This is a genomic window from Paenibacillus ilasis (assembly GCF_043195395.1).
GTDB lineage: Bacteria > Bacillota > Bacilli > Paenibacillales > Paenibacillaceae > Paenibacillus_AQ > Paenibacillus_AQ lautus.
Genome location: NZ_JBHDJG010000003.1, coordinates 64782 through 88295 on the forward strand (window position 1 = coordinate 64782; position 23514 = coordinate 88295).

At 52.0% G+C, this 23514-nt stretch carries 21 protein-coding genes and 1 tRNA gene; 7 read left to right on the plus strand and 15 right to left on the minus strand.

The genetic code is table 11. The features are described from left to right. Positions 1 to 97 precede the first annotated feature (97 nt). Positions 98 to 171: transfer RNA gene (locus ACETK5_RS24535), tRNA-Arg, on the minus strand. A 159-nt stretch (positions 172 to 330) separates the two neighbouring features. Here ACETK5_RS24535 and ACETK5_RS24540 point away from each other — a divergent pair. Then, a complete protein-coding gene (locus ACETK5_RS24540) occupies positions 331 to 627 on the plus strand; it encodes a magnetosome magnetite crystal formation protein family (protein ID WP_100540788.1) in 297 nt (98 codons plus the stop codon). Between the two features lie 52 nt (positions 628 to 679). Here the strand turns inward: ACETK5_RS24540 and ACETK5_RS24545 are convergent, their stop codons facing one another. Then, positions 680 to 2161: a copper amine oxidase N-terminal domain-containing protein gene (locus tag ACETK5_RS24545; RefSeq protein ID WP_394058407.1), complete on the minus strand. Its 1482-nt coding sequence runs from the start codon at positions 2159 to 2161 to the stop codon at positions 680 to 682. A gap of 320 nt (positions 2162 to 2481) precedes the next feature. Then, complete coding sequence (gene sigZ / locus ACETK5_RS24550) at positions 2482 to 3066, minus strand: RNA polymerase sigma factor SigZ (RefSeq protein ID WP_394058409.1); 585 nt, start codon at positions 3064 to 3066, stop codon at positions 2482 to 2484. Between the two features lie 92 nt (positions 3067 to 3158). On the opposite strand from sigZ, the gene ACETK5_RS24555 reads away from it, so the two are divergent. Continuing rightward, positions 3159 to 4184: an aldo/keto reductase gene (locus tag ACETK5_RS24555; protein ID WP_394058411.1), complete on the plus strand. Its 1026-nt coding sequence runs from the start codon at positions 3159 to 3161 to the stop codon at positions 4182 to 4184. Positions 4185 to 4289: 105 nt separating this feature from the next. Here the strand turns inward: ACETK5_RS24555 and ACETK5_RS24560 are convergent, their stop codons facing one another. Beyond that, positions 4290 to 4655 (minus strand): hypothetical protein, encoded by a 366-nt coding sequence (locus tag ACETK5_RS24560; protein WP_326115350.1) that lies wholly within the window; start codon positions 4653 to 4655, stop codon positions 4290 to 4292. A 52-nt stretch (positions 4656 to 4707) separates the two neighbouring features. Next, positions 4708 to 5022, minus strand: a complete 315-nt coding sequence (locus ACETK5_RS24565) for a hypothetical protein (protein WP_394058413.1) — start codon at positions 5020 to 5022, stop codon at positions 4708 to 4710. 162 nt (positions 5023 to 5184) lie between these two features. On the opposite strand from ACETK5_RS24565, the gene asnB reads away from it, so the two are divergent. Then, positions 5185 to 7029, plus strand: coding sequence for an asparagine synthase (glutamine-hydrolyzing) (gene asnB, locus ACETK5_RS24570; protein WP_100540784.1), 1845 nt, complete (start codon positions 5185 to 5187; stop codon positions 7027 to 7029). Between the two features lie 81 nt (positions 7030 to 7110). On the opposite strand, the gene ACETK5_RS24575 is transcribed toward asnB, so the two are convergent. The 3 genes from ACETK5_RS24575 to ACETK5_RS24585 all read right to left on the minus strand — a co-directional run bounded on the left by ACETK5_RS24575 (position 7111) and on the right by ACETK5_RS24585 (position 9674). Beyond that, positions 7111 to 7740: an XTP/dITP diphosphatase gene (locus ACETK5_RS24575; protein WP_394058415.1), complete on the minus strand. Its 630-nt coding sequence runs from the start codon at positions 7738 to 7740 to the stop codon at positions 7111 to 7113. Positions 7741 to 7744: 4 nt separating this feature from the next. Beyond that, the gene (rph, locus tag ACETK5_RS24580; RefSeq protein WP_100540782.1) at positions 7745 to 8503 is read right to left on the minus strand and encodes a ribonuclease PH; all 759 of its coding nucleotides are present in this window, start codon (positions 8501 to 8503) and stop codon (positions 7745 to 7747) included. A 112-nt stretch (positions 8504 to 8615) separates the two neighbouring features. Further along, entirely contained in the window at positions 8616 to 9674 is a 1059-nt protein-coding gene (locus ACETK5_RS24585; RefSeq protein ID WP_100540781.1) for a GerMN domain-containing protein, read from the minus strand. Between the two features lie 167 nt (positions 9675 to 9841). Here ACETK5_RS24585 and ACETK5_RS24590 point away from each other — a divergent pair, with 167 nt between their 5' ends. Beyond that, positions 9842 to 10405, plus strand: coding sequence for a phosphatidylglycerophosphatase A family protein (locus tag ACETK5_RS24590; protein WP_100540780.1), 564 nt, complete (start codon positions 9842 to 9844; stop codon positions 10403 to 10405). Positions 10406 to 10767: 362 nt separating this feature from the next. On the opposite strand, the gene ACETK5_RS24595 is transcribed toward ACETK5_RS24590, so the two are convergent. From ACETK5_RS24595 to ACETK5_RS24625, 7 genes are all read right to left on the minus strand, one after another. Then, positions 10768 to 13212, minus strand: a complete 2445-nt coding sequence (locus ACETK5_RS24595) for a glycogen/starch/alpha-glucan phosphorylase (protein WP_394058417.1) — start codon at positions 13210 to 13212, stop codon at positions 10768 to 10770. 38 nt (positions 13213 to 13250) lie between these two features. Further along, entirely contained in the window at positions 13251 to 14354 is a 1104-nt protein-coding gene (glgD, locus tag ACETK5_RS24600; protein WP_394058419.1) for a glucose-1-phosphate adenylyltransferase subunit GlgD, read from the minus strand. A gap of 14 nt (positions 14355 to 14368) precedes the next feature. Then, complete coding sequence (locus tag ACETK5_RS24605; RefSeq protein ID WP_394058421.1) at positions 14369 to 15553, minus strand: glucose-1-phosphate adenylyltransferase; 1185 nt, start codon at positions 15551 to 15553, stop codon at positions 14369 to 14371. A 443-nt stretch (positions 15554 to 15996) separates the two neighbouring features. Continuing rightward, the gene (locus tag ACETK5_RS24610; RefSeq protein WP_394058423.1) at positions 15997 to 17019 is read right to left on the minus strand and encodes an MBL fold metallo-hydrolase; all 1023 of its coding nucleotides are present in this window, start codon (positions 17017 to 17019) and stop codon (positions 15997 to 15999) included. A gap of 347 nt (positions 17020 to 17366) precedes the next feature. Then, on the minus strand, positions 17367 to 19091 hold the full coding sequence (locus tag ACETK5_RS24615; RefSeq protein ID WP_394058425.1) for a proline--tRNA ligase: 1725 nt from the start codon (positions 19089 to 19091) through the stop codon (positions 17367 to 17369). A gap of 369 nt (positions 19092 to 19460) precedes the next feature. Beyond that, complete coding sequence (locus ACETK5_RS24620) at positions 19461 to 19766, minus strand: ArsR/SmtB family transcription factor (protein WP_100540774.1); 306 nt, start codon at positions 19764 to 19766, stop codon at positions 19461 to 19463. Continuing rightward, positions 19747 to 20817: a flavin-containing monooxygenase gene (locus tag ACETK5_RS24625; RefSeq protein WP_394058428.1), complete on the minus strand. Its 1071-nt coding sequence runs from the start codon at positions 20815 to 20817 to the stop codon at positions 19747 to 19749. The genes ACETK5_RS24620 and ACETK5_RS24625 overlap by 20 nt, the downstream gene beginning before the upstream one ends. Positions 20818 to 21050: 233 nt before the next feature. On the opposite strand from ACETK5_RS24625, the gene ACETK5_RS24630 reads away from it, so the two are divergent. From ACETK5_RS24630 to ACETK5_RS24640, 3 genes are read left to right on the plus strand one after another with little or no spacing between them, the layout of a single operon-like run. Next, positions 21051 to 21302, plus strand: coding sequence for a FeoA family protein (locus tag ACETK5_RS24630; protein ID WP_127589552.1), 252 nt, complete (start codon positions 21051 to 21053; stop codon positions 21300 to 21302). Next, positions 21299 to 22045, plus strand: coding sequence for a FeoB small GTPase domain-containing protein (locus ACETK5_RS24635; RefSeq protein WP_394058430.1), 747 nt, complete (start codon positions 21299 to 21301; stop codon positions 22043 to 22045). Before ACETK5_RS24630 ends, ACETK5_RS24635 begins: the two co-directional genes overlap by 4 nt. Then, entirely contained in the window at positions 21996 to 23381 is a 1386-nt protein-coding gene (locus ACETK5_RS24640; RefSeq protein ID WP_394058432.1) for a nucleoside recognition domain-containing protein, read from the plus strand. The genes ACETK5_RS24635 and ACETK5_RS24640 overlap by 50 nt, the downstream gene beginning before the upstream one ends. Positions 23382 to 23514: the final 133 nt, after the last annotated feature.

Consider the following 23514-nt stretch of genomic DNA (forward strand, 5'->3'; position numbering starts at 1 on the left):
TCCCGAAGCCTATGCTCCGACGAACCCCAAAGTTGGGGTTCATTACCCTTCTGGAATACGCAAAGAAGCTGCCAGGATTGGCAGCTTCTTTCTTTTACGTCCCAGAAGGGATTCGAACCCCTGACCGACGGCTTAGAAGGCCGTTGCTCTATCCAGCTGAGCTACTGGGACATATATGTATGAAAATCTTTTAAACAGTAACGAAGTATATTATATCGCATCTTTTGTATTTTTCAAAGAACTTTTTTTCGGAATGGTTCAGAACAGAATCAGGAGCGGGCTTACTGGGTAATATGTATATCATGAAAATGACTTCAGGAGCGTGATAACATGAGACAGCTTTTATCCTCTTTATCGTATTTCAGCATCTTCTTTGCACCCTTCATCCTTCCTGTCATCGTATGGATTTTTTCCCCGGACGCCTATGTTGCCAAGCACGCCCGTCGCGCCCTGTTCTCCCACATATTCCCCGTCATAGCAGCGATACCTCTGATTTACATGGCCGTAACCTCAGGGTCCTTCGGTTCCGTCATCGGATACCTTATCCTGTTCGGCATTATCTACTTCGGGGCATTTGTTTATAACGTGATCATGGGTATTCAAGTGCTGAGGGAGTATGCTTATTGAGCATTTTTCATTTTAAAAGGACCATGCGCTTAACCGCATGGTCCTTGTTGTGTTATTTCGTTGTAATCAGTACCATTTTTTCATTGCCGTCCCACTTCACTTCACAGCCGAGCGCGGATGCCACAAAACGAAGCGGTACCATCGCGGTGCCTTTCACCATCCGTGGCGCCGAATCCAGTGCGACATTTTTCCCGTTAACAACCGCTTGCTTGGAGCCCATCTTCAGCTTGATCTGGGTAGATCCTTTGCTGGAAGAAACGCTTTGCGTCTTTTGATCCCATTTGACCGAGGCATCGAGGGATTCGAAGATCGGGCGCATAGGGACAAGAACGCTTCCCCCTACCATGACCGGTGACTGTGCATAGGATTGGAGTTGGCCGTTGATTTTGATGCGGATCGGCGCCTCTCCGATTTCTTTGCCGGACTGGTCATAATATTTAAGCTTCACACTTTTGACACGCGTATCATAATCGATCCGCAGAGTCGTCGTTTCATTGGCTGTCATGAACATGGAATCCGTATCCGTCCCCAAGGAGCGCCCCTTCGCATCATACGCCGTTGATTTCACGGTCATTCGTTGGGACACATCCCCGTTCTCCACACCGATCGTAACGACAAGTTTATTGTTGATGGTCGTTCTGCCCTCGGCTATGATTTTCGGAGTCTGGCTGTTTCCTGTCAGGAACACCTTGAGATCGCTGATGGCTTTGCCTACTTCCAGCTCAGCCTGAAAATTCGCGATTTCGTTAGATGAAAGGTATCCCGAGGTCGTATTGACTTCCAAAACCTTGCCGCTGCCGTTGCTGCCGACAACAATCACGCCGGCTTGTCCGCCTTTATTCCGGTTCTGAATCGAGCCGGTAACGACAAGCTTTCCGTTCTCCAGGCGGCTGCCTGTTTGAAGCAGCTTCACGGCATCTTCAACCGGATCGATAACGGATACCTTTACGCTTTTGATCAGTTTCGCTGCTTTCAGCTGTACGACGAAGGTGCCGACATCACTGCCGCCAAAATAGCTGTCCGCTGATGTCACTTCAACCGCCTTACCGGAAGCATCATAACCTATCGCGAGCATGCCTACATTGTGCCCGACCGTTGAATTCTGCACGACGCCCGATACGTTGATCACGTTGGTATTCGTATAGTAACCTGAAGCCAGCAGCTGTGCTTGATCGCCGGCGGGTCCTGCAGGAACGACTTCCACCCGCTTAACACGGCTGCCGCTGTCCAGATCCACTTCATATGTACCGATTTCGTCACTCATCATATATTCGGAATCACCGACAACCTCAAGCGCTTTGCCGCTTTCATCATAACCCACGACATAGAATCCCGCTTCCGCACCGGTTCCTCCGTTGCGAATATCCGCAGTTACGCGCATCTTGCCGTTCACCAGCTCATGCGTGGACTCCAGAACCGTGACGCTCTGTACGGGTTCCGCGCTTACCGGCATTTGGACGGAGCCCAATGTAAGCGACAACGCCAGGACACCCGCTCCCCACAGCTTGACCATATGTTTATTCAATCTACCCAATTTCAATCTCCCCTTGTCTAGTATGTTAGAAGTTGACGCTAATCCAACATTATAGGGATGATTCTCCAGTAATCATATAGAGGGAAAGCCCTATTTGTATCTCTTTCATAATCAAGAGTTCCGGGTGGTCCATACTCCCTACCGAAGCGAAATCGGAATCGACAAGACTCCTATCTTTTTTCGACATATTTTGCAGAACTACGTAAACACACTATTGTTTATATAGGATTATTATCATTTATTAGATCACAATAATAGGTCCGCTGCTGGCAGATTAGCATTTAGATCCAAAAGAAAAAGCTTGGTGAAAACACCAAGCTTTACTTTTTCATACCTTTTTTTATCGGCTGCGGTTCGTCATACACGATCCGAAAATCCACGATATTCCCGTATGCGTCCGATTCAATATGGCAGCAGCCTGTAAGCAGCTCTTCCATCATCTCTCTCCCACGCTGCACTCTTGATTTGGCACCGGAGTAGGATATCCCCAAATGTTCACTCAATTCCTTTTGCGACATGCCTTTATATTCGGTCAATTCAAGAGCTTCTCGATATTTATCCGGCAGGCACGGCAGCACGGACTGAAAGCAGGCAATCACTTCTTGATCATAATCCATCTCTGTATATTCATCGACAACAGATAACTGTTCCGGCAGTTCTTCTCCAGGCCGAATTTTCCTGTAATGATCCACGATGCTGTTGCGGGCAATCTGAAATATCCAGGGACCCCGTTTCTCCTCATCCTTTAAATCAGAGACATGGGTGTGGACCTTCATAAACACATTCTGCACAATATCATCCACATCAGCCCGCTCCCGAATCCTAGTCATGACAAATCGTTTGACAGGCTCATGGTACTCCGTCCAAATGGCTGCTGCATCCATCAGAAAGCTCACCTCCGGCATATTCAAAAAAATAATTCGCGTGATTTTTGCGTCCATTCCAACAGACCGACGTCTCCCTTAGTGTAAAACAAATGATAGGAGGCTGAAAAGAGATGAAATACAATTTACTTGGTAATACAGGTGTGCTGGTATCAGAGATTGGACTCGGCACGATGACGTTTGGCGGAGGGGCCAAGTGGGGAATGTTCGGCACACTGGACGAGAAGGAAGCAGGATATCTCGTAGATCTGGCGCTGGATGCAGGTGTCAATTTTTTTGATACCGCCAATGCTTACGCTGAGGGCCGCGCTGAAGAGATTTTCGGCAAAACACTAAAATCCAAACGGCATCAAGCATTGATTGCAACGAAAGTTCGTGCGCGAACAGGTCCGGGCCCCAATGATATCGGACTTTCACGGCTGCATATCATTCGTCAGGTAGAAGAAAGCCTTAAGCGCCTAAATACCGATTATATTGACTTATATCAAATTCATAATCCGGATCAATTAACCGATTGGGAGGAAACACTCCGTGCGCTGGATGACCTGGTCCGCAGCGGAAAAATCCGGTACATCGGCAATTCCAACATGACCGGTTGGGAAATCATGAAAACCCGCGGCATCTCTAACTTACACGGTTTGCATCATTTCAAAAGCAGCCAATCGTATTATTCACTCGCCGCAAGGGAGATCGAAAGGGAGATTATCCCTGCCTTAAGGGATCAGCAAATGGGGCTAATCGTCTGGAGCCCGTTAGCGGGCGGGTTTTTGACCGGTAAATATACGCGTGAGCATCAAGGAAGCTCCGAGGACCGCCACACTAAATTGGCTTTTCCACCGATTGATACGGAGCAGGTATACCCGATTCTCGATGTGCTTCAAGATATTGCGCGAGCCCATGAGGCCACTGTCGCCCAAATTTCACTTGCGTGGCTCCTTCATCAACAAGCGGTCACCACCGTTATCGTAGGAGCTAAGCGTACAGACCAGCTGCAAGATAGTTTGGGAGCGAGCGGGTTAATGCTGGATGAAGCCGAGCTTTCTCGACTGGATGAAGTAAGCCGTTTGCCGGTGGAATATCCTGCATGGCCTCTTATGGAACTAGACGAGGATATCATTCGAAAGCACAGACATAACTGAAGTTCTTTTATATATGAAAGGATGGTATTGCGGCATTAACCAGAGCATACAAAATAGAGATCTGCCGACGGGAATCGGACAGATCTCTTCGCTCTTTGTATATCTCTAAAAATATTGGGGGCCTTCGCTGAGCCGCTGGTTCAGCTGCTCATATAGCTGGCCTGTAGAAAGCAGCTGCTGCTTGAATGCATCCCGGTCTTCCTCCGCGGTGGATTGAACAGTGTTCTCGAACGCCTCGTCCGTGGCATCAACAAAGGCATCATGCATGCTGTTGTCGAACCAATCCACCTCCATGCTGGCGTTGCTGCGCACGATTTTCACCAGCTCATAGCCTCCCAGCGGGGAAGATGGCGTCAGATAAGCCAGCAATGCACTTTCTCCTTCCGCTGCTGGATAGACCTCAACCTCAGCGCAAGGGGCGCCATTTACTTCCGTAATCCGGCGGATTTTTGCATCTCTGATTGCATACATCATACATTCTCCTTCATCAAGATGTGCAGGGACTGCACGATCCTTATTGTTTTCATGTCAAATCGGAGAGCAATCGGAGCTCTTCCATTTGCTGGCGAGTGGCCGGTGTTCCTAATTCGTAGATGGTCCGGTACACCTTGTCCATGGAGGATTGAAACAGGGCATTGGAGTTTTGTTGCGGTGTATCCGGCCAAGGAAACAAGTACCCTGTCATTTCTTCGTCCTTCTCCTGCATCATATCCAGCTCAATCCGAACTTGATCCGCCTCTTCGGGCGTTGCTTCGATCTCCCATTCATAAGCGCTCGCTCCCTGTTCGGTCAACACAGAGCGGCTCTGCACGGAAACATAGTAGGTCGACTTATTCATGGACGCATCTCTCCTTCGCTTTGATATTCGTCCTCTTTCTTAGTTTTCGTAAAAGGACAGACATTTTATGCCTTCCTTCGGCATATATCTGTATCACTTTGGCGACGTAGGATTAAAAAGATGGGACAGCGTATGACAAAGACAAAGAGAGGATGAACCGTCATGTGCGGAATAACCGGTTTTATACAATGGAGCGGCGATTTGACGCAGGATTCGCAGCTGCTGGTAAAAATGACAGAAAGTTTGGCTCACCGCGGACCTGACGGATCCGGCACCTGGATTTCCAACCCGTGCGCATTCGGTCACCGAAGACTCAGCGTGATCGACCCCGAAAATGGCGCTCAGCCGATGATCATTCATCAGGAAGAGGAAGTCTATGCCATTGTATATAACGGGGAATTATATAATGCTGCGGAGCTTAAAGACGAATTGGTACGACGCGGTCATCGTTTCAATACCAAATGCGACACGGAAGTTTTGTTAGTCTCCTATATCGAATGGGGCCCCGATTGTCTGGAACGCCTCAATGGAATATTTGCATTCGCGATTTGGGACAGCGTGCGGGAACAGGTATTTTTGGCTCGGGACCGGGTGGGGGTAAAACCCCTGTTCTACAGCTACATTGACGGAACGCTTGTATTCGGATCGGAACCGAAAGCATTGCTTCAGCATCCGAAAGTGGAGCCTGTGGTTGGGGCCGAGGGACTTGCGGAAGTGTTTATTATCGGCCCTGCGCGAACTCCGGGACACGGTGTCTACAAGGATATCGCAGAGCTTCGTCCAGGTATGGCCATGATCTTTAACCGGGAAGGATTGCGCAAGTATACCTACTGGAAGCTGGAAAGCAAGCCCCATGAGGATGATGCGGATCAGACGGCAAGCTTCTTGGGCGATCTTCTGCGCGACACCGTTGAACGTCAGCTGGTATCCGATGTACCCGTCTGCTCCCTGTTATCCGGCGGGCTTGATTCCAGCGCGCTATCCTCGCTTGCCGTCGATTACTACAAGCGGACGGGCCAAGGACAAGTGCACACCTACTCCGTCGATTATGTGGACAACAACAAACATTTTAAATCCCATTCCTTCCAGCCGGGTGCGGATGCGCCATGGATCAAACGGATGCACGAGGAGCTGGGCACGAACCACCATTGGATCGAATTCGACACGCCCGAACTGGTCGAAGCGCTGGATGTCTCTACGCAGAAGCGGGACCTCCCGGGAATGGCTGACGTTGATGCTTCCTTGCTCCTCTTCTGCCGTGAGATTAAAAAAGGCGCGACCGTCGCCATATCCGGTGAAGCCGCTGATGAAATATTCGGCGGTTACCCTTGGTTCCACCGGGAAGAAATGCTGAATTCCGGTACTTTCCCATGGTCTGTCGCCCCGGATATGAGAGCCGGACTGCTGTCTGCCGAGATTCGGGACTGGATCAAGCCGCTGGAATACCTCGGAGACCGCTATGCCGATGCAGTGGCCGAAGTGCCGAAGCTGGACGGGGAGACCGGGCAGCAGGCCAAAATGCGGGTCATGTCCTACCTCAATATCACCCGCTTCATGCCAACGCTCCTCGACCGCAAGGACCGGATGAGCATGGGCGTTGGGCTGGAGGTCCGCGTACCTTATACCGATCATCGCCTGATCGACTATGTGTGGAATATTCCTTGGAGCATCAAAACGACAGGCGACCGTGAAAAAGGCATTCTCCGCAAAGCTCTTGAAGGTGTGCTTCCGGAAGATGTCCTGTACCGCAAAAAAAGCCCGTATCCAAAAACTCACAATCCGAACTATCTGGCAGCCGTTAAAGCGCAGGTGCTGTCCATTCTGGACGATCCTTCTTCGCCGCTGCTTCCGCTCATCGATACGGCACGGATCCGGGAGCTGGCTTCTTCGCCGGATGCTTCCTCCAATCTTCCTTGGTTCGGTCAATTGATGTCCGGTCCGCAGCTGTTTGCCTACCTGGCCCAGGTTCATTTCTGGCTCAAAGAGTATAACGTATCCATACGTTAAGTCCTTATGGTTTACGAAAAATCAAAGAAACCATACCAGCAGTAGGCCGGTATGGTTTCTTTTTATAGCATCCCTATTCGGTTATCGCTCCTGCAAGTCCGCTACAAGCTTGCGCAGGGCATTTCCCCGATGGCTGATCTCCTGCTTCTCCTCCATGGAAAGCTCGGCCATCGTCTTCTCATGGCTTGGCAGGTAGAACAGTGGGTCATAGCCAAAACCGCCCTTTCCGGACGGATCCGACGTAATCCAGCCTTCAACGCTCCCCTCGGCCTCAAGCTTTTCTCCGGAGACCGGATCATACAGCACCAGCACACAGACAAATCGGGCCGGACTTAACAAAGGCTGCTCCGTATCCTCACCGAGCCTTAATTGTTCCAGTTCACCGAGCAGCTTCTCGTTATTGTCCTCGTCCGCGCCGTGCTCGCCGGCATATCGTGCGGAATAAACGCCGGGCGCGCCATTCAGCGCATCCACGCATAATCCGGAATCATCAGCCAGGACAGGCAATCCCAGTGCGTCGCCAACCGCCTTGGCTTTTTTAAATGCATTGGCTGCAAACGTTGCTCCATCCTCAACGACATCCGGCAGATCAGGGTAATCGTACATGCTCTTGACCTCCGTACCGAAAGCAGCAAAGGCATGCGCAAATTCCTTGACTTTCCCTTGATTGCGGGTAGCTACAATTAGCGTGTCTCCAAGTGTCAATGTCATGGGACTATACTCCAGTACCCGCATTCACGGAACCGATTTTAGCTGCGATTGGGCCAAGTGCTTCCTGCTGACGCTCGATGAGCTCGCGGATTCCCTGTTCACCAAGCTCCAGGATCTGATCCAGCTCTTCGCGAGAAAACGGGCTCTCTTCGCCAGTTCCCTGGACCTCAACGAAGTTGCCGCTTCCGGTCATGACCAGATTCATGTCCACCTTCGCTTTGGAATCCTCTTCATAGTTCAGATCCAGCAGCGCCTGTCCGCCTGCAATGCCCACGCTAATGGAGGCCAGGTAGTCCGTAATCGGAAATACCGCCAGTTTATGTTGTTCTGCAATTTTATTTACCGCTATGGCTAAAGCTACAAATGCTCCTGTAATGGAGGTGGTCCGCGTTCCGCCATCCGCCTGGATTACATCGCAGTCCAGCGTAATTGTCCGCTCGCCAAGAGCATGCAGATTCACAACAGACCTAAGCGCTCTGCCGATCAGCCGCTGAATTTCCATCGTCCGGCCACTGAGTTTACCGCGATTGGCTTCCCGTTGGTTGCGGGATTGTGTTGCGCGCGGCAGCATGGAGTACTCAGCCGTCACCCAGCCCTTTCCTTGTCCTTTCAGAAACGGGGGAACCTTCTCATCCACGGTCGCCGTAATCAGCACCTTGGTGTCTCCCATCTCGATGTACACGGAGCCTTCCGCATATTTATTCACATGGGTCGATAAATTCATCGGTCGAAGCTCATCGCTCTTACGTCCGTTAGATCTCATGTTTTCTGCCTCCTACTTCTTATCGCAATCCTGATTAGCATTCCCTATTCTACCAAAGTGCAGGCACAAAAGCACCTTTTCCGACGCATATTTCAAAGATAGTCGTGAAGCATCAAATCGAAATTTCGTTAATGAACTCCGGACGGCTGACAGCCTCGCTATAATTGCGGCTATCCGTTCCAACCACCTCAGAGAGATCGTTCATCCGAATTTTGACCTTCGCATCGTCCGAATTCTCGGCTACGGTTAACACGACGGCCTGCAGCAGTTCGGTTGGAACCTGCTCTCCCTGCTCAAACATGCTGTCCTGAAGCGATACGGTGACAGCGCCGTCCTCTCCTTTTTCGACCGATGCAACGGTGGTATCATCCGGGATGACCTCGACAAGTCCATCCCCGTACTGCGGTCCCCGGATCAGCTCGTTCAAGGCAGCCTTAACCGCATCCTGTCCGGTTGGAACAAGTCTCGTAACAGGTACATAATACTGAATGCCCTCAGGCGTCACTGCAGAGAAATAGACGGTGACCGGCGAAGAGGAAGTGTACAATGCGTCATCCGCCTTTTGAAGGTTGATCCCCATCGCACGTGAAAGCGGACGGTCCAGCGGCGTGTGATTGACCGGCATTTCGGTCAGTTTGACTCCGTCCACCCATACCTGCATCGACTCAATGCCTTCGTGTCCCGTCAGCGTCCACGTCAACGCCTCCAAGATTCTTCGTTCATCTGCCGCTTGATACTCCGTAAAGGATTTATTGAATTCAACGACGGCCAATTTGCTCTCCGGATCGACCGTCACATTATGGATCTGCGTACCGGCAGGCAATACCGCCTGGAATCCCTGTGGAACATAGCCCGCATAGCGTCCTCCGTTCACCAGCACTTCAAGAGATTCTTTCACGGCGCTTGCGCCTTCTACCTTCGGAATACCTAAGGTTACAGGTGCCAGCATTCCCCGCGCATCCGAAAGATAAACCGTTGTCTGCGTGCCAATGTCTCCTTGTGCCGCTGTGGATCCGGCCGTGTTCAGCATCTGCTTCTCCACTTGCGCAGGCGGCGGGTCAATCGCCTCCGATTGCTTCCCGGAAAACACGCCGCAGCCGGACAACACGATCGGAACAGCAAGCAGCCCGGCGGCGGAAAGCCTGCGAAGATTACGTTTACTACGTTTCATGTATTGTTCCTCCCTAACATTTTTTTGTACAGGTTGTACTCCTATGTATACGAGCCCTTTCCAAAAAAATAACTCTCAGTTTTGCCCTTTCTGGACAAAGGGGGGGTGAAAAAAGTACAATCGTCGTAAGCATCTTCATCAACCACGAAAATGAGGTGAGTTCCATCATGGCAGAAAACGATTTAAACATTCCATACAGTCTGAACAGCAAAAAGGTAGCGGAAGCGACACGGAACCTGCTGCATCAGCGTGGAATCAAGCTGGAGGAAATCGCAGAACTGGTGATGATCCTTCAAAATAAATACTACCCGAACTTGACCATGGAAGAGTGCATGGAGAACGTGGATGCCGTACTCAGCAAACGCGAAGTCCAAAACGCGGTGTTAACCGGAATTCAATTAGATATTTTGGCGGAGGAAGGCAATCTCATATCCCCGCTTCAAGAAATGCTGGCCAATGACGAAGGGTTATACGGCGTGGATGAAGTCCTGGCATTTTCCATCGTTAACGTCTATGGAAGCATCGGCTTCACCAACTACGGGTATATCGATAAGCTCAAGCCCGGCATTCTTGAGCAGTTGAATGATAAATCAAGCGGTCGTGTACATACCTTCCTCGACGATATCGTCGGCGCGGTTGCCGCGGCCGCCAGCAGCCGTATCGCCCATCGCAAGCAAGCGGAGCGGGAGATCGAGCTGTTCGGCACAACCGAAGAGCTTCCAAAAGAATAAACCACTCCAAAAAAGGAGATTCGCGCAGAATGCGAATCTCCTTTTTGCCTGCCTATCAGAAGGAAGGAACTCACCGAAACCTATTCCAAGCCGAACTGGGTGATTTCAAAGAATCATAGACGATTGCAGTTAGAAAGCGTCCATCTTTACGGGCCGGAATGATGAGTTTCTTCTATAATAAGCAGGCTCCTCTCACCTATGAAAAAACGGGCTGTCCATTCACGTAAATCGGTAAATCTATCTAGTCATTTTTGCAAGCATCCATCATATGCTATGATGAAGAACATTCCAATAGAGCACCTATGGAAACCCCGCCAAACCTTTGGCGGGGTTCTTTTTTTAGAGTTTGTAATAGAGATAGATTACCTGTTCACACCAACCTTAACAGGAGTAACATTCCAGATGTCGGATGCATAACGGTGAATCGTGTTATCGCTGGAGAAATGTCCCGCGTGCGCCATATTCATAATCGATTTCTCGGTCCAGGCTCCAGTATTCAAATAAGCACGATCGATCTCCGACTGGGTTGCCACATAACTGGAAAAGTCCGCCAATACAAAAAACTCATCGTTATGATCCAGCAGGGACTGGAGAATTTGGCCAAACTCCAACTCGTGACAGCAGAACGGTCCTGAGGATATTAACTGATTCAGCACGTGGGCGATTCTGGGATCCTGCTCATACCGCTCCCTGGATACATAAGCTCCCGTACTGTAATACTCGAGCACTTCCTCCAGCTTCAAACCGAACAGGAACATATTCTCATTGCCGAGCAGCTCGAACATCTCCACGTTAGCCCCATCCAGCGTGCCGATGGTCAACGCGCCGTTCATCATGAACTTCATGTTTCCCGTACCGGATGCCTCCTTGCCAGCCGTGGAAATCTGCTCGCTCACATCGGCTGCGGGAATAATCTTCTCCGCCAGAGACACCGAGTAATTTTCCAGGAACAGCACCTGGAGTTTGTCATGGACCTGCGGATCCTTATTCACGACTTCGGCAACGACATTAATGAGTTTGATGATGCTTTTTGCCAGATAGTAACCCGGCGCTGCCTTCGCCCCAAAAATGACGGTACGGGGAACGCGATCCGCGCTTGGCTGATCCTTAATCTCGTTATACACGTGCATCACTCGTAAAATATTCAGCAATTGCCGCTTGTAACCGTGCAGCCGCTTCACGTGGACATCGAATATGGAATCGGGATTGATCACGATCCCTTGCTTATTCGCAATGTATTCGGCAAGCCGTTCTTTATTGTTCCGTTTGATCCGCTGAATCCCCTGCTGAAAGGCGAGGTCGGTCTTGAGTGACTGGAGCTGGATCAATTGATGAGGATCCGTGATCCATGAAGTGCCAATACCATCGCTGATGAATTGACTTAAGCCGGGGTTGCTATGCATCAGCCAGCGCCGGTGGGTAATCCCGTTGGTTTTATTGCTGAATCGCTCAGGATACAGCTCATAATGCAGTTTCATGACCTGGGTCTTTAGCAGCTCCGTATGCAGTGCCGCGACGCCATTCACGTGATAACTTCCCACAATCGCCAGATTGGCCATTCGAATCTGGTCACTCTCAATGATGGCGAGCTGAGATATGCGCTCATGGTCGCCTGGATAACGCTCCAGCAGCATCCCGCAAAATCGTTTATTGATCTCTTCGATCATCATATAGATACGCGGCAGCAGCTCCCTGACCATGCCGGCAGGCCATTTTTCCAGTGCTTCGCTAAGCAGGGTATGGTTCGTGTAGGACACGGTCCGGCTTGTGATGTCCCAAGCCTCATCCCAGCCCAGACCCTTCTCGTCAATCAGAATCCGCATGAGCTCCGGAATCACCAGCGTCGGATGCGTATCATTGATATGGATGGCGACATGCTCGGGAAGCTCATGATAGGTCCGGCCATGCTTGTCGAACGTTCTGAGAATGCTCTGAACGCCTGCGGAACAGAGGAAGTACTGCTGCTTCAGTCGAAGAAGCTTGCCTTCGTATGCCGAATCATCCGGGTACAAAAATTCCGATATCGATTCGACCGAACGGTTATATTCCAAAAATTTATAATAACTGTTGTGATGATTGGCCGAACGGATTCTGGATATATCCGAAGCGGACTCGGCGCTCCACAGCCGCAGCGTGTTAACCTGACCCTCACCGTACCCGATCACCGGAACGTCGTAGGGTACGGCCAGAACCCGTTCGTAGTCCGCCGTGTGAAACACGGTCCGCCCCTCCTGCACATCCACCTCCACGCGGCCCCAGAAGTGCACTTCCACCGCCTTGTCAGCCCGTCGTTCTTCCCAGACGTTGCCCCGCTGGAGCCAGTTGTCCGGCAGCTCGACTTGATGGCCGTCGATGATCTTCTGTTCAAACAATCCGTACTTATACCGGATGCCGCATCCATGGCCTGCATAGCTAAGCGATGCCAACGAATCGAGAAAACATGCCGCAAGGCGTCCGAGTCCCCCGTTGCCGAGGCCCGCATCCGGTTCCTGCTCCTCAATCTCTTCCAAATTCCATCCGAGGTCCAGGAGGCCGCTGCGAACCATATCCAGCACACCCAGGTTCAGCAGATTGTTCCCCATCAGCCGGCCAATCAAAAATTCGAGCGAGAAATAATATACCTGCTTCTGCCCGGTATCCCGGTATATCTGGTTGGCTGCCGCCCATTCCCGCCCGACGTATTCCCGGATCATCCCTCCGAGTGTTTTGTATACATCCTCAGCCGTCGCTTCCTCCAGCCCTTTTCCCAACCGACTCACCAACTGCTCCGTAAAGACCTGCTTGAATGTTTCCTTGTTGTTAAACAAAAGAAAGTTCCTCCTGACGGATTCGTATTATTTTGCGATCAAATCGAGATGTCCTTGGCTATGACAAATGGTTTGCGAAAATCCCCTTGAAGTTTATGATCCCGCGAAATGATCACATCTTTATCGAGTATGACGTTCTCCAGCCTCACGTTCTCGCCAATGATGCATTTTTGCATGATGATGGAGTTATGGATGCTTGCGCCTTGTTTTACCTGTACTCCTCGAAACAGAATACTGTTCTTTACTTCCCCGTCAATCTGGCAGCCGTTGGCTACCAGTGCGTTGCTCACATCGGCCGAATTTAAATATTTGGCAGGAACCTCGTACTTGATCTTGGTGTGAACCGCCTGCTTGCGGAACAGGCTGTCGTAAGTCTTCGGGTTCAGCAGATTCATGCTGGTACGGTAATAGCTTTCGAGCGAGTTGATCACCGCATGATACCCAAGGTATTCATATCCCGCAATGTTCAGCTTGTGCCGGTTACGCATGATCGCGTCCCGGAAGAAATGGTTGCCCCCATGGGCGATGCAATGATCGGCCATCTCGAGAAACCGCGCTTTCTCCATCACGAACATTTCCATATATACCGCATCATGCTTGTGTTCATAATGAATATCCGTGACCATACCGTCCTCATCGATATCCAGGCGGGTGCAGGAACGGTGCTCTTCCCGTGGTTCATTCACTCTTGTATAAACAAGCGTCACGTCGGCCCCCTGTTCCAGATGGTACTCGTACACTTCATTCAAATCGACCGTGCTGATATGCTGGCTGCCGGAATGCACGATAAACTTCGCAGCTCCCCGCTCAAAAAAATCGAGATTGTTATAAATATGCCGCAGTTCGCCGGCGGACACATCCGCTTCATCATTCCAATCCGGCGGAAGTATGAACAGGCCGCCCCGCTTGCGGTGCATATCCCATGGCCTGCCTTCGCCCAGATGATCCATCAGGGACCGGTATTTCCTGCGAACGAACAGCGCGATATCCTCAATGCCCGCATGCATCATATTGGACATCACGAAGTCGATCAGGCGGTACCTCCCCGCAAATGGCACAGCGGCCCCGCACCGGTAATACGTCAATTCACTCAGCACATCCCGTTCATGCTCCAAATTAATGATACCCATGAGTTCTCTCATCTGCGAATCCCGTCCTAACCTTGATTATTATGGGACGAAGACGACGACTGAAGCAGCTTCAGGACGTCTTCATCATGACCGCTTACCAGCACAATCCGGGATGGATCTTCCTCAGGGGGACCGATGACGGCATGATCTTGAATGACCATGTCCTCCGTGACGATCGCCCGGTGTATGCGTACATGGCTGCCAATACGGACCTTGGGCATGATGACGGAATCGGTAATGACACTGCCTTCCCCTACCTCCACGCCATAAAAGAGTACCGAATGCTCTACCTCGCCGCACACGGTGCAGCCCTCGTTAATCATGCTGTTCCGAACGACGCCGGTCGGTGAAATATACTCTGCCGGCTGATTGGGGTTCCGGGTGTAAATGCGCCACAGGGGATCGTTTAAATCCAGCTTGGGCTGCTCGCAGAGCAGATCCATGTTAGCTTCCCATAGGCTCTCGATGGTGCCGACGTCCTTCCAGTACCCATCAAAAGGATAAGCGTACAGCGTTTTGCCGTCCGCCAACATGCTTGGCAGTATGTCTTTGCCAAAGTCATGGCTCGTATCCGGAAGCTCCGCATTCCGCAGTAAATAGGATCGCAGTAGCTTCCAGCGAAACAGATAAACGCCCATGGATGCCGTCGTGCTCTTCGGGTGCGCAGGCTTCTCCTCGAACTCGAAAATCCGGTAGTTCTCATCCGTATTCACCATGCCGAACCGCTTCGCTTCATCCAGGCTCACCTCGATGACGGAGATGGTGCAATCGGCATCCTTCTCCTTGTGATAAGTCAGCATGCGGTCGTAATCCATTTTATAAATGTGATCTCCCGACAAAATCAAAACGTGCTCGGGATCGTACTGATCAATAAACTTGAGGTTCCGATAAATCGCATCCGCCGTCCCGCGGTACCAGGTCGTCCCGTCCTCGCGTTCATGGGGCGGGAGCACGAATACGCCCCCATTCAACCGGTCCATATCCCAATCGCTTCCTACGCCAATGTAAGAATGCAGAACCAGAGGTTCATACTGGGTTAGCACCCCGACCGTGTCGATTCCCGAATGGGAGCAGTTGCTCAGCGGAAAATCAATAATCCGGTATGTACCCCCAAAATAAACAGCCGGCTTGGCCAGCGTCTTCGTCAGGCCTTTCAGCCGTTTGCCTTGACCTCCTGCGAGCAGCATGGCGACCACATCTTTTTTCTTCATGACAGATTCTCCTTTAGGGGCTTTATGAGATACGAATCCTATAACATGAAAATTGCGGATTGAACCAAGGGAACGCTTCGATACGAATATGGTGGAGTCGATCATGGTGATGAGTGATTAAGAAAAAAGCACTTGAGGGAATGCCTTACTTAAACAGCAAGGTACATCAACTATATGCGGGGGAGAGAGAAACTCTGACTCGAATGAGGAAAACGCACCCGACTCAGGTATGAACGCGCCTTTTCTCTATTGAGAAAGCGTGCCGTGGAACCACTTGCCAAGCATTCTGATTGCGGCGGTTATGCGGATAATGAGCTGGCCGATATCAGACAACGGATGCTCCACAATGTAACCCTCTGAATCTATTAAACAAAAAACCGCCCTTTCTACGCATGATGGAAGTCAACGTACAAGCAGACGGTTTTATTCATGTCTAGATTATATCAGGAATGCGGCGGTTTCCGTACAGAAAAATAACACATGCCGTCCTCGTTTTCGATCGCCTCGGCTTCCCCGCGGCGGGTCAGCTCGGCGAGATGGGCCAGCGCTTCGCACATGGCGAAGCGCAGCTGGTGGATGCCGAGCTTCTCGCCGAAGAGGGCGGTGCAGACCTCGAAGGCGGTTAGGCGACCGGCAGCGCTCAGCATGCCGGCGATGGAGGCCAGGCGCTCCTCGTGATGGAGGAGGAGCGCATCGATCCGTTCACGGAAATGCGTGAACGGGTGGCGGTGTCCGGGGTACGCCGTCCGGACATGCAGTTCGCGCAGGCGGCGCAGCCCTGCAAGGAAAAGCGCCAGCGGCTCGGCGTCGCTGCCGGGCAGCAGGCTCACGTTGGGCGAAATTTGCGGCAGCACGGCATCGCCGCATAACAGGATGCCGCTCTCCGCATGGAAGAACGACAGATGTCCCGGAGCATGACCGGCCGTTTGCACCGGCACCCATATCCGGTTGCCCATCCGGAACGGCAGGTCCTCGCCGATAAACGATATGTCCGGCTGCGGCGTGACTTGGGGGAAGAAGCCGTTCAGATGCTCCGGCAGCAGGGCAAGCTTGGCTTCCGGCTTGCCATGCTGTCGGAAGAACGCCGGGAGCGCGTGATCCATCGTGGAATCCGTTCCCCACATGAGCATCGCTTCCCGATGCGCCCGCTCTGACATCCACACCTTGGCGCCTGACCGCTCCTGAAACCACCCGGCAAGCCCATAGTGGTCCGGATGATGATGGGTCAGCACGATCGAGGCGATGTCGCTGAACCCGAAGCCGAGCTGCTCCATCACCGCCAGCCATTCCCGCTCCGAGGCAGCCGTACGCGGCCCCGGATCGATGATAGTAATACCGTCATCTCCGCGCAGCACATAGCTGTTCACCCATCTTAAGGGATTGGACAATGGAATCTTCACCTGACTGAGCTGGTGTTCTTCTATATGATGAATGTCCGGGCTTGGTCCCTTCTCTTCCTGATTCATCGTAGATGCAACCTCCATCCGCATTATGACTTCAATTCCGACTCCTTCATCATAAGCCTGTATTCGGGATATGTATACAAGACTGCGCTGCGTATTGGTGAGAGGATTGAAATGAGAGTACTACTATGTTTCATTAGAGGACGCTGCACGTACGTATCGTTCCTCCAATCGCTGTTGCCCTCGGATTTTCATTACTGTATTGATCCATTGTAAAAATCCGAGGGCAAAGGCGACCGCTGCCGCTTTTCCGGAATCGATTCGTCCGCTCCGCTGCTTCGTGCTCGTTCATCATAAAGCATAGATCGGCTGCATGAACAGCCGCTCCAAACTGAATGGCTCCATAGCATTCACTTCAGCTGCCGGGCTACCTCCTCGCGTGAGCGCTGGATGGCTTCCTCAGCAGACAGGTTGAACTTGATTCCGTCCTCGCCCATCCATTCGACCTCTCCGTTAGCCGCTCCGCGGCCAACGATCAGACGCAGCGGAGCGCCGGCAAGGTCGGCATCCTTGAACTTGACGCCGGCCCGTTCGTCCCGATCATCCAACAACGGCTCCAGACCAGCCTTGTTCAGTTCGCTGTAGATATGTTCAGCCAATTTCATCTGGGCCTCATCCTTAACCGCAACCGGGATAATGTGCACCTTGAACGGAGCGACGGACATCGGCCAGATCAGGCGTTCATTTGAGATGCGCTGCTCGGCGATGGCGGCCATAACGCGGGAGACGCCAATCCCGTAACAGCCCATAATCAGCGGTTTCTCCCGCCCGTCGGAATCCAGGTACATGCCGTTCATGGCGTCACTGTATTTCGTACCCAGCTTGAACACATGTCCAAGCTCAATTCCGCGATGAAACTGGAGCGGCGCTCCGCAGCGCGGACAAGGCTCTCCTTCGGTTACATTCCGGAAGTCGCCGGTGTGCTCCAGCGAGAAATCATGTCCTGGGCGAACTCCCTTCAGATGGGTATCTCCCTGGTTGGCACCGGTGATCCCCTCTGCCATAGCTGCTACTTCGTAGTCGACCCATATTTTTAGGGCTAGACCTACCGGTCCCGCAAACCCGACTGGGGCGCCCGTCGCCAGCATCACCTCTTCAGCACTCGCCAATTCCGCGAGTTCCGCTTCTAGGTAAGACTTCACCTTGGCCTCGTTCACTTCGCGGTCTCCGCGGACAAGCACCGCAACCCGTTCTCCGTCTACATGGTAAATCAGCGTCTTGATCAATTCTTGCGGATCAACCTGAAGAAAGTCTGTCAGTTCCTGAATGCTCTTCACATTCGGCGTAAATATCTGCTCTATGGCAGAATGACCGTCAGCCGCCACGAACTTCATATCAGCCTGCTCAGCCGGGACCGCAGACTCCGCACGCTCCAGATTTGCCGCATAACTGCAATCGCTGCACGAAACTACGGTATCCTCGCCGATATCCGCCAGTGCCATAAACTCATGGGTTTCCCCTTGCCCGCCAATGGCACCCGCATCCGCTTCCACCGCCCGGAACGTCAGACCGCAGCGCTTAAAGATTCGTTCATACGTTTCATACATGTTCCGGTAAGACACATCCAGGCCCTCCCAGTCCCGGTCAAAGGAATACGCATCCTTCATCAGGAATTCACGACCCCGCAGCAGACCGAAACGCGGACGCCGCTCATCCCGGTATTTGCTCTGAATTTGGTACAGGTTGACCGGCAGCTTCCGGTACGAAGAAATCTCTTGGCGAACGATGGACGTCATCACTTCTTCATGGGTAGGTCCAAGCACGAACTCCCGGTTATGGCGGTCATGCAGCCTGATGAGTTCCGAACCGTAAACATCGTACCTGCCCGATTCCTTCCACAGCTCGGCGGGCTGGACAGCCGGCATGAGCATCTCCTGCCCGCCTGCGGCATCCATTTCCTGCCGAATAATGGCTTCGATCTTGCGCAGGACCCTCCATCCCAGCGGCAGATACGAATAGATTCCTGCCGCCGTTTGACGGATATAGCCGCCGCGGAGCATCCATTGATGGCTCAGTGCCTCCGCCTCGGAAGGCACATCCCGCATCGTTGTCATCAATAATTGGCTTTGCCGCATCTTCCTCATACTCCTTCTCATATCCATGAATGAACCTGCCTGAGCGCAAAAAGAGCACATTCGCTCCTAGGGACGAATGTGCTCGTGGTACCACCCTGATTCCATCGTGCCGGACGCAAAAGATGCTCCTTGCAAGATGCTTCATAAGGCGGTAACGGGCCGAACCGGCGCCGCTTGTTCACAGCGGGCAACTACAAGGTAGGAAGGACGCAGCCTAGCGGGTGGAAGCCTTTCAGCCAGGGGCTTCTTTTCTGTCTCGCTGAATCTTGCATCCTCATGTCCTTGATGATCGTTATTCACGGGAATTTCATTTTCCAATACATTTCAGCCGGACGATCGGAATGTCAAGCATGAATAGGTCAGGCATTTCTAATGTGCGATATGGTCCAGCACCTGCCGCAAGATCCCGATGACATGCTCATCTTCATACGTGTAAAAATATGTATTTCCGTCCCTGCGGTATTTGACCAGTCTTAAACTGCGCAGATAGCCAAGCTGGTGGGATACCGCCGACTGACTCATGCCAAGCACCTCGGCAATATGGCCGACCGGGCATTCTTCCTGCGAGAGCAAATGAAGAATCCGGATCCGCGTCGGATCTGAAATGGCCTTCAGCAGTCGTGACGCTTCCATGGCCTGGTCTTCGTGCAGCAGCTCATGGTGCTCTTTTTCCATAAACTAATCCCCTCTTCTCCATAATGGCTTGAACGATTTCGCGGGCATCCCGTGAAACTCCTGCCAAGAGTGCGGAGCCCCGATGCGTCTGCCAAGGCAAACCTACATAATAGAGCCCTTTCACCGGACTAATTCCGCGTGTATGAATAACAGCCATCTTATGATCCAGCGCTTGATCCACATGAAGCCAATCATAGCTGGGAACAAAGCCGGTCGCCCAGATTATATTCCGAACCTTAAGCTCCGTTCCATCCTCGAATCCCATGCCGGAAGCGCCGGCATCAACGACTCTCTTTTTCAACACCACTTTACCGCACTTGACCGCTTGTTTCAATTCATATCCAAAAATCGGGTCTCCCCGGCGCTTCAGCTTACGTCCCACCCAGGAGGACCCGCTGGCTGATAAAATGCCGAGTTTGTCCAACCACCAGAACATCCCTTTTCCCCCAACCGTCACGGGTAAATACCGCGGCTGCTGACCAAGAGCCAAATACGTTTCCCGATCACCAGACAGTTCAACCGCAATCTGCGCCCCGCTGTTCCCGCCGCCAACGACTAGAACGCCGCCCTCTTGAAGCTGGGAGGGTCTCCTGTAATCGGATGAGTGCAGCTGGAGAATATCATCTGGAACCGATGCTGCAAACGTCGGAATTCGCGGCTCCCGGAACGGTCCGGTCGCGATAATCAACGCCTTCGCATGAAATTCCCCCTGATGGGTATCGATGTTAAACAGGTCTTCTTCCTTGCGAACGCGCTTCACATCCGTCTCAAACTGAATGGGCAGCTCAAACCGTGCTGCGTAGGATTTCAGATAGGAAGCCACCTCATCTTTATCCGGGAACCCGTCCGGATCCCCCTCTATCCTCATTCCATGCAATGCACTATGAGTCCGCGGCGTAAACAACTTCAGGGAATCATATCTCGTCTTCCATGCATCTCCCGCCTCCGTCCCCCGATCCAACAACAGAAACTTCATTCCTGCCTGCTGCAGCCAATAGCCGGCTGCCAGTCCTGCCTGCCCCGCGCCGATAACGATTACGTCCCATATCATATAGGTATCACTCCAAGTTATATGAATAATTGTTCATATACAGATATAACATGTATCTTGTTCTCTCTTCAAGCATAAAATGGTGATTGATCGTCAAACGCCCGCATGAAAATGGCATAAATATCTAATGAATCCAGTTGACAATACACGCATTCGGTCATACTATAGGCATAAAGTTGCTTCGAGGAAACAATATATGCTCGGCCCAATTTAGTAGGGAGAGGTTAAACTTTATGGATGAGACAAAATATAGGCAGCATTTGCATCAGGCAGCGCTCGGCGAGCGGTTTCTGATTGAACAGGTGGATATCCGCGGAGAGCATAAACGGCGCCTTCTGGACCTTGGATTCGTTCCGGGCTCCGTTATCGAAGTGCTGAAAGCCAGCCCGCTCGGAGACCCCACCTCTTATAGAGTAGCAGGTACCGTCATTGCGTTAAGGAAAGAAGAAAGTCAGTTAATCTGGGGTAAGGTGATGTCATCATGAGAACTTTTACCGTCGCGCTGGCCGGCAACCCGAACACGGGCAAAAGCACGCTTTTTAATGCCCTCACCGGCCTGAAGCAGCACACCGGCAACTGGTCCGGCAAAACGGTCAGTCTCGCAAGCGGCTTTTACGAATACAAAGACGCCCGCTTCCAATTTATTGATCTGCCCGGGACGTACTCTTTGTTCTCCAATTCGGCCGATGAAGAAGTGGCGCGCGATTATATTATTTTTGAGAAACCGGACGTTACCCTTCTGGTTCTGGATTCTACGGCGCTGGAAAGAAGCCTTAACCTTGCGCTTCAAGTGCTGGAAATGACCGACCAGGTCATCGTCTGCCTGAATCTGATGGACGAAGCGAAGAAAAAAGGAATCAAGATTAACGCACGCAAGCTGGCGGATCAGCTCGGTGTTCCCGTTATTCCGATTTCGGCCAGAAACAACGAAGGCCTGGATACCCTGTCCGAGCAGTTGCTTCTGATGTGCACAGGGAAGACTCCGACTACGCCTTACCGGATGAAATATAACGAACAGCTGGAATCACAAATTTTAAGCCTGGAGTCCGAATTAAGAGACATTTTCGGCGACGAATATCCAGCCAGATGGCTGGCCATCCGCTTTCTCGATGGAGACCAAAAGCTGATCGCGACGCTGAAAGACCGGTTAAAGGCTTCGGATAAAGGGGGGATCTCACTTGGAACAGCTAAAGCGCTTGGAAGCTCTAACAGCCGCCATTCCTGCTGAGCAGGTAGAGGATGTTCGGGAAGATATCGTGGGCGAGTTATTCAAAAAATCCCGCGAGCTGTGCAGTGACGCCGTCACCGTGACCAACCGGGAGCTTCTGTACCGTTCCGAGCGTTTGGACCGCATCTTCACCTCTAAGCTGTGGGGATTTCCGATCATGCTGGCCATGCTCGGCGTTATTTTTTACTTAACGATAGCAGGGGCTAACGTGCCTTCTTCCCTGCTGGCGAGTTTCTTTGGCTGGATCGAAGGCTACCTGACGATGGCCTTTCAGGCCCTCCATGCCCCCGATTGGCTTCATGGCGTGCTGATACTCGGATTGTTCCGGGGTACCGCCTGGGTCGTCAGTGTGATGCTGCCTCCCATGGCCATCTTCTTTCCGGCGTTTGCGCTGCTCGAGAACTATGGCTATTTGCCGCGGGTAGCCTTTAACCTGGATCGCCTGTTCAAAAAAACGGGCGCGCACGGCAAGCAGTCCCTCACCATGGCGATGGGATTCGGCTGCAATGCGGCGGCCATTATGTCGACCCGGATCATCGAGTCGCCGCGGGAGCGGATGCTCGCCATTCTGACCAACAACTTCGTGCCCTGCAACGGTCGCTGGCCGACCCTGATCCTGCTGGCCTCCTTGTTCATGGCTGCAGGTTTTTCGGGAGGAACCCAGACGCTCGTGACGGCTTCCGTGGTTATGGGCATGGTGCTGATCGGTGTCGTTGTAACGCTCACAGTATCATGGGGATTATCCAAAACGGCCTTGAAAGGCGTTCCTTCCCACTACACGCTGGAGCTGCCGCCATACCGTAAACCGAAAATTCTGAATACGATTCTCCGGTCGACCCTGGATAAAACCATCTATGTACTTCGCAGAGCCATTATCGTAGCGGCGCCTGCAGGCGTGCTCACCTGGGTACTTGCCAACATCTATATTGGCGATTCCAGCATTCTGATTCATTTCGTTGAATTCCTTGATCCGTTTGCGCGCGCACTCGGACTCGACGGCTTCATTCTAATGGCCTTTATCATCGGCCTTCCCGCAAATGAAATTGTGCTGCCAATCCTGCTGATGGGATATTTGGCTACAGGCTCCCTGACCGAGGTTACCGATATGTTTGCCCTCAAGCAAATCTTCCTGGACCAAGGCTGGACCTGGCTGACTGCGCTGAACATGATGCTGTTCTCGCTGCTCCACTATCCTTGCGGAACCACGCTCGTCAACATCTGGAAGGAGACTAAAAGCGCGAAGTGGACGTTCCTGTCCTTTGCCATCCCAACGGCAATCGCGATCGGCGTTACCTTCCTGGTCGCTCAGGTGGCCCGGGCATTGGGATGGGTTTAACGACAGGGGCTTGGATCTGTCACATGCAGAGCTAAATCTTACATTCTATGAGGCATCCCAAAAGGTTGGTCCAACCTTGGGATGCTTCTTCTTCTGATAGCCGTGCTGCAGATGGAGATGTATAAAGCAAACG